An 8,730-nucleotide genomic window follows, 5' to 3' on the forward strand; every position below is an offset into this window, starting at 1 on the left:
GTGAAGGCGAGGCGAGGAGTGTTCCGGGGGCTCCGCCCCGTCAGGGGCGCGGGGAACTGCGCGACCAGCCCCCACCGGACCCGCAGCCGCCCACGCAGCGCAAGACGCACCCCATTAGGCGCACCCCCGGCCGGGGGGAACCGTCAAGACGGCCGACGCGGCAGACGCAACGCCGCCACCGCGCCAGCGAGCAGCAACGCCGCGCTGACAAGCAGAGTCACATGCAGACCGTGCACGAAGGAAGCCCGCGCCGCCGAGCGGATGGCGGCCCCGCCCGGGCCCCCCAGCCGGGAGGCGACCTCGTACGCCTCGCCCAGCGAATGGCTCGCCGAATCGGCGGCCTCCCCCGGAACCCCCCGCGTTCCGGCGACGCCGGGCGCGTACGTCGCGTTCATGACGCTCCCCAGCAGCGCGATCCCCATCCCCGCACCCAGTTGGTAGGACGTCTCGCCGATCGCCGCCGCGCCGCCCGCCGATTCCGCCGGGGCCTCGCTGAGCATCGACTCGTAGGCGCCGAAGAGCGTGGTCTCCAGGCCGAAGCCGAGGACGACGAAGCACCCGAAGAGGAGCGTGGGCCGGTCGTCGGCGCCCATGGCGGTGAGGGAGACGACGGCCGCGGCGGTCAGCACGAAGCCGAGGCCGACCATGACGCGCGGCCCGAGCAGGTGGAGCATGCGGGAGCCGGCCAGGCCCGCGGCCATCGCGGCGAGGGTGAGCGGCAGCAGCCGCATCCCGGTCTGGAGCGGGGTGAGCCCGAGGACGAGCTGGAGGTACTGGGCGGCGATGAGCTCCAGGCCGACGAGGGCGAGCATGGCGAGCACGATGCAGCCCACGGACGTGCCGAAGGCGGGCCGGGCGAACAGGCCGAGATCGACGAGCGGGTGCGTACGCCGCCGCTGGCGCCGTACGAAGAGGACGAGCAGCGCCGCCCCGACGGCCCCGGGCACGACGGTCGCGAGGGTCAGCGGCGGCTCGCCCCCGCCGAGCCGCTTCACCGCGAGGACGACGCCGAAGAGCCCGAAGGCCGCCATCAGCGCGCCCGCCACGTCCCAGGGCCCGTCGCGGTCGCCGGTCGACTCGGGCAGCAGCAGACGCCCGACCGGCAGGCTGACGGCCATGAGCGGGATGTTGATGAGGAAGACGGAACCCCACCAGAAGTGTTCGAGGAGGAAACCGCCGACCAGCGGTCCGAGCGCCGCGCCCACGGCGGCGACCGCGCTCCAGATGCCGACGGCCAGGGCCCGCTCGCGCCGGTCGGGGAAGACCTGGCGGAGGACGGACAGCGTCGCGGGCATGATCATCGCGCCGCCCACGCCGAGCAGCGCCCGCGCGCCGATGAGCACCTCGGGGTTCGGGGCGAGTGCGGCGAGCGCGGAGGCCACGCCGAAGAGCCCGTAGCCGAGCAGCAGCACCCGGCGGCGCCCGACGCGGTCGCCGAGGGTGCCGAAGAGGATGAGGAGCGAGGCGCAGACGAGGGGGTAGGCGTCGACGATCCACAGCAGCTGCACGGCCCCCGGCCGGAGGTCCTCGGTGACGGCGGGGACGGCGACGTGCAGCACGGTCGCGTCGACGGCGACGAGCAGCAGGCTCACGCACAGGACGACGAGCACGGTCCAGCGGTTCGCGCCCGCGTCGGGCCTCCGGTCGCCGAGTGACGTGAGCCACTGCGCGCGCCGGACCCGCTGCCGGGGAACGCCCGCGGACCGCCGGGTCCCGGCCGTGGTCGTCCCGGACATGCACACCTCCGTGTCGTGCGCTCGCGCCTTCCGCCGGCCGAGGACAGGGTGGACCTGCGGGATCAAGGGCGAGTGAGTCGACAGAGTACGCGAGTCCCGGGCGGGGGTCCGTGCGCGCGGTCACGTGCTCGCAGGTCATGCGCTCCGCGGGTCATGCGCTCGCGCGTGCGGGGCGGGCCTGACGCGTGCTGGACAATGGGCAGGGTGACTCATCTCGTTTCCCCCGTCGGCGCGGCCACCGGGGCGCGGCCCCGTGCGGCCGCTCCGCGGGCGCGCGGGGCGCTGCGGCACGCGGCCCCCGCCCTGCTGGTCTACGCGGGCATACGCGCGCTCGGCGCCGCGGTGCTCTTCGCGTGGGCGGCCGTCGCGGGCAAGGACGCGCACCAGCTCCTCTCGGCCCGCTGGGACTCGCTCTGGTACAGCCGCATCGCCGAGGACGGCTACGGCCACACCCTTCATCTCGCGGGCGGCAAGGTCCACTCGGACCTGGCGTTCTTCCCGCTGCTGCCGGGGCTGGAGCGGCTGCTGTCGGCCGTCTTCCCGCTGTCCGCCGCCGACGCGGGGCTGCTGGTGAGCGCGCTCGCCTCGCTGCTGGCGGCGTGGGCGGTGTTCCTGGTCGGCGACCGCTGTCACGGGCGGCGCGCGGGCATCGCGCTGGCCGCGCTGTGGGCGGCGCTGCCGGTCGGCATCGTGCAGTCGATGGCGTACTCGGAGTCGCTGTTCACCGCGCTGGCCGCGTGGAGCCTCTACTGCGTGCTCACCGGCCGGTGGGTGTGGGCGGGTTCCCTGGCCGCGCTGGCGGGGCTGACCCGGCCGGTGGGCGCGGCGGTGGTCGCGGCCGTGTGGCTCACGGCGGCGGCCGTGCTGTGGCGCGAGCGCAGGCGGCCGGACGGCCGGATGCTGCTGGGCGTGGTGCTCGCGCCGCTGGGCGCTCTCGCGTACGTCGCGTGGGTGGGCGTGCGGACCGGGAGCCCGACCGGCTATCTGGACGTGCAGGGCGGCTGGGGCAACGGCTTCGACGGCGGCGTGGCCTTCGGCAGGTTCGTCGCGGAGCGGCTGACGGGCCCGGCCTGGCCCGCGGGCGTCGGGCTGCTGCTCGGGGTGGCCCTGGTGCTCTGGCTGTACGCGGCCGGGGTGCGGCGGGGCCAGCCGCTCCCGCTGGCGGTCTACGCCGGGACGGTGCTGCTGCTGGCGCTCACCGCGAAGGGCTACTTCGGGTCCAAGCCGCGGCTGATGATGCCCGCCTTCCCGCTGCTGCTGCCCCTGGCCGCGGCCGTGGCCCGGCTGCGGACGGTACGGGCGGTGCTGACGGTGGCTCCCGTGGTACTTGTTTCCGCTGTCTACGGGGCGTTCTGGCTGCACGGTTCGGGGCCTCCGTGATCCGTTCCACGGACCCTCGGCGGGGGTGCCGCGGAAGCCGGACGGAAACCCGGCGGAACGCTTCGGCCAATCGGCGATAAACGGCGCCGCACAAATGGAAATACCGCCGGTTACGCGTCAACTGCCGTTGTTCCGAGGTCCTTTAACCCCTGCTTATTGTCGGTAATCAAACGTGCCGTAAGTCATGTTTGAGACGCATTCCACATCACATCGTCATCACAAACGTGCTCGATCGACCGAACCCTCCCATCACGCAATGTAACGTCGATTGAGTGCGTACCAACGATGAGCTCGTCCGCCTGGAGGAGCGCCCGACCGAACCCGTGCGGCCGCGGATGACCCGGACCCGCGCCGGGATCCTCGTGGCCACCGCCGTGGTCTATATGGCGATCGTGATAGGCGTGCTCACCACGTCCTGGCCGGTGCGGTTCGACTGGCAGGTCATGCTCTTCCGCCCGTACAAGCAGTGGCCGGAGTTCCACACCTTCCTCGACTACTTCGTGGTCCTCGGCCAGCGCGGCCCGACCGCCGTCGCGGTGGCCGCGTGGCTGGGCTGGCGCTCGTACCGGCAGCGGACCCTGCGTCCGCTGCTCGTGCTCGGCACCTCGCTGCTGCTGCTCAACGCCACGGTGGGCGCGGCGAAGATCGGCATGGGGCGCCTCGGTCCGCACTACGCCACCTCGATCGGCTCGAACGAGATGTTCGCGGGCGGCGACATATTTCCTTCGGGCCACACCGCCAACGCCGTGGTGACCTGGGGCATCCTCGCCTACCTGGCCACCACGCCGCGCGCCCGCCGGATCGCCTCGGTGACCGCCGCGCTGCTGGCGCTCGGGGTCGGCATGACGACGGTCTACCTCGGCACGCACTGGATCAGCGATGTGACGCTGGGCTGGAGCGCGGGCCTGCTGGTGCTGCTGGCACTGCCGTGGTTCGAGGTGCCGATGGCCTACGCCGAGACGTGGCTGCTGGCCGCTTGGCGACGGCTCCGGGGCCGCGGGGCGCTCGTGCCCGCCGCGGTCACGCCGCCCGTCACGGTCGGGGCACCGCGGCCGGCCGCGGACGACGATCTGCCCGTGCGGGAGCCGGTGGGTGTGGGCGGGCGTACGGCGCGCGTGCCCGAGAGCCGGCCGCACCTGTCGGCGAAGCCGCACACGGCCCGCTCCGAGCGGACGCCCGTCACACCGGCGGGCAGCCGCCGCCCGCCGAGCCCGGACCGCACCCCGCGGACCGCTCCGCTGGGCCCGACGGCCGGGCGGGGCCGCGTCGGCAGCTGACCCCCCCCCGGACCCGGGATCCGGGGCGAAGCCCCGGACTCAAGGGGCGCGGGGAACTGCGCGACAAGCCACAACGCACCCGCAGCCGCACACGAACCGCACGAGGCACCCCCATAGGCGCCGCGCAGCGACCCGCAGACGCACGCGCAGTGCAAGAGGCACCCCGGTGGGCGCACCGGAAACCCAAGCCGCGCCTCCGCTCACCCCTTCCAGCAGCGCCGCACAACCCCACCCTCGACCTCGAAGTTCAAGCGGCTCGCCCGGTACTCCATGGTGATCATCGTGCCCGGCGCCAGCGCCCGCACGGTCGCCCAGCCGCGTGCCCGCGCCCGCTCCGCGGCGCGCTCCGCGGCGAGGCCGACATAGTTCCCGGGGTCGTCGTCGGGGTCGGCCGGTACGTTGTTCGGTAGAGGTGCCATGACAGCCACCGTAGGCGCCCGGGTCCGGCCGCGACAGCGGCCAAGAGCACGGCCGTGTGCTCCGACGGCAAGACCCGGGTCACACTTCTGTCACAGCGAACTCCCGCCGGTTTACCGCGGCCGCTATCACCCGTACGGGACTTACCGCAGCACACTCCCCGCTTCCCGCGGTAACCGCACAGCGTCTTCTCGGAATGTCCGCCATAACCGCCGGTAGCGCACCTGGAATTCCCCCGTCCGCTGCCTTGCGTATATTGTCCGCGCCCGCATTTCCCGGCCGCTCGGCAGAAACTCCCCGACACCCTCCGGAATTCCACATTCCACTTTTTGGGAAGGGCCGGAAGACCGTACCGGAACCGGGAACCGCCCCTCGGAACGGAGGGCTCCCCCGCCCCACCCGTGGCCTGGAGGCACCCTCGCGCGACCGGGTGCACGGCGAGCATCATGGCGTGAGCCCGAAAGCCCGTCGAACGGTCTTATCGAGGGAGCGCGGATGGGGACGGACACCGCACAGGCGGACGCCGGACCGGTGCGGCAGCGGCAGCCCGGCCGGGTCCTGGTGGACTGGCTGACCACCACCGACCACAAGAAGATCGGCAACCTGTACCTGATCACTTCGTTCGGCTTCTTCCTGGCGGGCGGGCTGCTCGCCATGCTGATGCGTGCCGAGCTGGCCCGCCCCGGGCTGCAGTTCCTGTCGAACGAACAGTTCAACGAACTGTTCACCGCCCATGGCACGATCATGCTGCTGCTCTTCGCGACCCCGGCCTTCGCGGGCTTCGCCAACGCGATCATGCCGCTGCAGATCGGTTCGCCGGACGTGGCCTTCCCCCGGCTCAACATGTTCGCCTACTGGCTCTACCTCTTCGGCGGGCTGATCGTGGTGAGCAGCCTGCTGATGCCCGAGGGCGGCGCGTCCTTCGGCTGGACCGGCTACGCGCCGCTGAGCAGCGAGGCCCGCTCCCCCGGTCTGGGCACCGATATGTGGATCATGGGGCTCGCGCTGGCCGGCTTCGGCACGATCCTGGGCGCGGTGAACTTCCTGACCACCATCATCGGGATGCGGGCGCCGGGGATGACGATGTTCCGGATGCCGGTGTTCACCTGGAACGTGCTCTTCACCTCGATCCTGGTGCTGATGGCCTTCCCGGTGCTGGCCGCCGCGCTGCTCTGCCTGGAGGCGGACAGGCGGTTCGGGGCGCAGATCTTCGAGCCGCAGAACGGCGGGGCGCTGCTGTGGCAGCACCTGTTCTGGTTCTTCGGGCACCCGGAGGTCTACATCATCGCGCTGCCGTTCTTCGGCATCATCACCGAGATCATCCCGGTGTTCTCCCGGAAGCCGGTGTTCGGCTACGTGATGCTGGTCGGCGCGACGATGTCGATCACCGCGCTGTCGGTGGTGGTGTGGGCGCACCACATGTTCGCCACCGGCGCGGTGCTGCTGCCCTTCTTCTCCTTCATGTCGTTCCTGATCGCGGTGCCGACCGGGGTGAAGTTCTTCAACTGGATCGGCACCATGTGGCGCGGCTCGCTGTCGTTCGAGACGCCGATGCTGTGGGCGGTCGGCTTCCTGGTGAGCTTCCTGTTCGGCGGGCTCACCGGCGTGATCCTGGCGTCGCCGCCGCTGGACTTCCACGTGACGGACAGCTACTTCGTGGTGGCCCACTTCCACTACGTGGTGTTCGGCACGGTGGTGTTCGCGATGTTCGCGGGCTTCTACTTCTGGTGGCCCAAGCTCACCGGGAAGCTGCTGGACGAGCGGCTGGGGAAGCTCCACTTCTGGACGCTGTTCGTGGGCTTCCACACCACCTTCCTCGTCCAGCACTGGCTGGGCGTGGCGGGCATGCCCCGGCGCTACGCGGACTATCTGGCGGCCGACGGCTTCACGACGCTCAACACCGTGTCCTCGATCGGGGCGTTCCTGCTGGGCCTGTCGACGCTGCCGTTCCTCTACAACGTCTGGAAGACCGCGCGCTACGGGAAGCCGGTCGGGGTCGACGACCCGTGGGGCTTCGGCCGTTCGCTGGAGTGGGCGACGTCCTGTCCGCCGCCCCGCCACAACTTCCTCACGCTGCCGCGCATCCGCTCCGAGTCCCCGGCCTTCGACCTGCACCACCCGGAGGTCGCCCGCACGGAGCCGGTCGCCGCGGAGCCGGAGCCGACGGGCCCCTGAACGGGGCCCGCTCCACCCGTCCCGTTCAGCGGCCGCCGCGGCCGGTCAGCCGACGACGGGCGGCCGTTCGTCGACGCGGAGGGCCAGGTCGTTGTCGGCCGTGTAGTACGGGCCCGCCTGCGCCGGGGCGCAGGCGGCGTCGACGGCCTGTGCCGGATAGGTGAAGATCTGCTTCTTGTCGACGACGTCGTCCAGGATGCGGGCGACGCGGGCGGTCTCCGTACCGTCCGCACCGCGCAGCCACAGGTCCCAGACGTCCATGCCGCCCTGCCACGCGCCCGTGAGCGCCTCGAAGGGCAGCGTGCAGGTGAAGTCCTGGTCATCGGCGCCCTCCGCCTTGGCGGGGGCGACCGGCACCGTGCGGACGACGTCGGGGTCGCGGCGCAGCCGGGCCTCCAGCACCGCGCCGCCGAGCCAGGCCGCGGGGTCGGCCACCCGGTAGAGGCGGCCCTCGATCGTGATCCCGGTGGCGTCGAGGAGGAGGTCACCGGCCTCGGCGTGGGGCGCGCGCAGCCAGCTGCGCACGGAGAGGTTGCCGTGCTTGGTGGCGTACGGGATGCGGACGGACAGCGGCGAGGGGCCGGGGCCGGGGCGGCGGTCGACCAGCGAGCGCAGATCGGCGAGGCCGGGCACCAGGCGCCGGGGTTCGGCGTCGGCGCAGGCGCAGTAGACGTCCCAGCGGCCCTCGGCCAGGGCGACGGTGCTGGGCAGGACGGCGCGCAGGCGGCCGCCGCCGTCGGGCGCGAGCGGCAGCCTGACCTCCTCCGTCTCGTCCTCGCTCCCCCGGCGGCGCAGCACGAGGGCCGCGGACCAGGCTCCCTGGGCGTCGGCGGCTCCGGGCGCGTCGAGGTCGAAGGTGAGTCCGCCCGCGGAGTCCGCGATGCAGTCGACGCTCGGTGCCTCCGCGCCGAAGGGCTGGGGAGGGGCAGACACGATGGTGGGCTCCTCGGGTGTGCGGGCCGCGTGCGGGGTGCCGGACGGGCCGGTCGGTTCGTCGGACGGGGTGTGGGCTGTGGGGTCGCCGGGCGTGGCAGGAGGCGTCGTGCGGTCTTCGCGCGTCATGCGGTCTTCGCCTTCCGCAGGGCGGAGCGGCTCCTGTCCGAGGTCCGCAGGGCGCTGCTGAGCAGGGCGCCGCGGGTGCGGTGCAGCGAGCCGCGGAGGCCGCCGCGCGAGGCCAGGTCGGTGAAGAGGGCCTCGTAGCGCCCGGCGACCTCGGCGGGGTCGAAACGGGCGGAGTTCTCCAGGGCCGCGCGGCCCATGCCGCGCCGCAGCTCGTCGTCGTTGATCAGCTTCAGCAGGCCGGCGGCGATCGCGTCCACCTTGCCGGTGGGCACCAGCAGGCCGTCCACGCCGTCCTCGATGATCTCGCCGGGGCCGTGCGGGCAGTCGGTGGAGACCACGGGCAGGCCGCTGCGCATGGCCTCGACGATGGTCATGCCGAAGGACTCCAGGCTGGAGGTGACCACGCCGATGGAGCCCTTGACCCATTCCGGGTCGAGGGGGGTGGCGGGGCCCATGAGGTAGATGTGGTTGTAGAGGCCGCGCTTGTCGATCAGGGCGCGCAGCTTGGCGCGCTCGGCGCCCGCGCCGTAGATCCGCAGCCGCCAGTCGGGACGCTCGGCGACGACCTTCTCGAAGGCCTTGATCAGCAGGTCGTAGCGCTTGGCGGGGGCGAGACGGCCCGCCGCGACCACCCACTTGCCGGTGCCGTCGGCGGGCCGTCTCGCCCCCGCCAAGCGCTACGA

The 8,730-nt window shown here is 72.7% G+C and carries 6 protein-coding genes and 1 pseudogene; 3 read left to right on the plus strand and 4 right to left on the minus strand.

Going from position 1 to position 8,730, the window contains the following annotated elements:
* Positions 1-143: 143 nt before the first annotated feature.
* The gene (locus K6I34_RS25115; protein ID WP_229328686.1) at positions 144-1,736 is read right to left on the minus strand and encodes an MFS transporter; all 1,593 of its coding nucleotides are present in this window, start codon (positions 1,734-1,736) and stop codon (positions 144-146) included.
* A 195-nt stretch (positions 1,737-1,931) separates the two neighbouring features.
* Here K6I34_RS25115 and K6I34_RS25120 point away from each other — a divergent pair, with 195 nt between their 5' ends.
* Positions 1,932-3,116 (plus strand): hypothetical protein, encoded by a 1,185-nt coding sequence (locus K6I34_RS25120; RefSeq protein ID WP_374231004.1) that lies wholly within the window; start codon positions 1,932-1,934, stop codon positions 3,114-3,116.
* A gap of 272 nt (positions 3,117-3,388) precedes the next feature.
* Entirely contained in the window at positions 3,389-4,393 is a 1,005-nt protein-coding gene (locus K6I34_RS25125; protein WP_229328703.1) for a phosphatase PAP2 family protein, read from the plus strand.
* A 200-nt stretch (positions 4,394-4,593) separates the two neighbouring features.
* Here K6I34_RS25125 and K6I34_RS25130 read toward each other — a convergent pair whose 3' ends face one another.
* Positions 4,594-4,812 carry an I78 family peptidase inhibitor gene (locus K6I34_RS25130; protein WP_229328705.1) on the minus strand — a complete coding sequence of 73 codons (219 nt, stop codon included), beginning with the start codon at positions 4,810-4,812 and terminating at the stop codon, positions 4,594-4,596.
* Between the two features lie 493 nt (positions 4,813-5,305).
* Here K6I34_RS25130 and ctaD point away from each other — a divergent pair, with 493 nt between their 5' ends.
* Complete coding sequence (gene ctaD / locus K6I34_RS25135) at positions 5,306-6,985, plus strand: cytochrome c oxidase subunit I (protein WP_229328707.1); 1,680 nt, start codon at positions 5,306-5,308, stop codon at positions 6,983-6,985.
* Between the two features lie 45 nt (positions 6,986-7,030).
* Here the strand turns inward: ctaD and K6I34_RS25140 are convergent, their stop codons facing one another.
* Together K6I34_RS25140 and K6I34_RS25145 are read right to left on the minus strand one after the other, a co-directional pair.
* Positions 7,031-8,047 (minus strand): hypothetical protein, encoded by a 1,017-nt coding sequence (locus K6I34_RS25140; RefSeq protein WP_229328708.1) that lies wholly within the window; start codon positions 8,045-8,047, stop codon positions 7,031-7,033.
* Positions 8,044-8,703: pseudogene (locus K6I34_RS25145) on the minus strand (glycosyltransferase); the annotation flags it as partial. The gene K6I34_RS25140 and the pseudogene K6I34_RS25145, both read right to left, overlap by 4 nt.
* Positions 8,704-8,730: the final 27 nt, after the last annotated feature.

This window comes from Streptomyces sp. UNOC14_S4 (assembly GCF_020740835.1).
Taxonomy (GTDB): Bacteria; Actinomycetota; Actinomycetes; order Streptomycetales; family Streptomycetaceae; genus Streptomyces.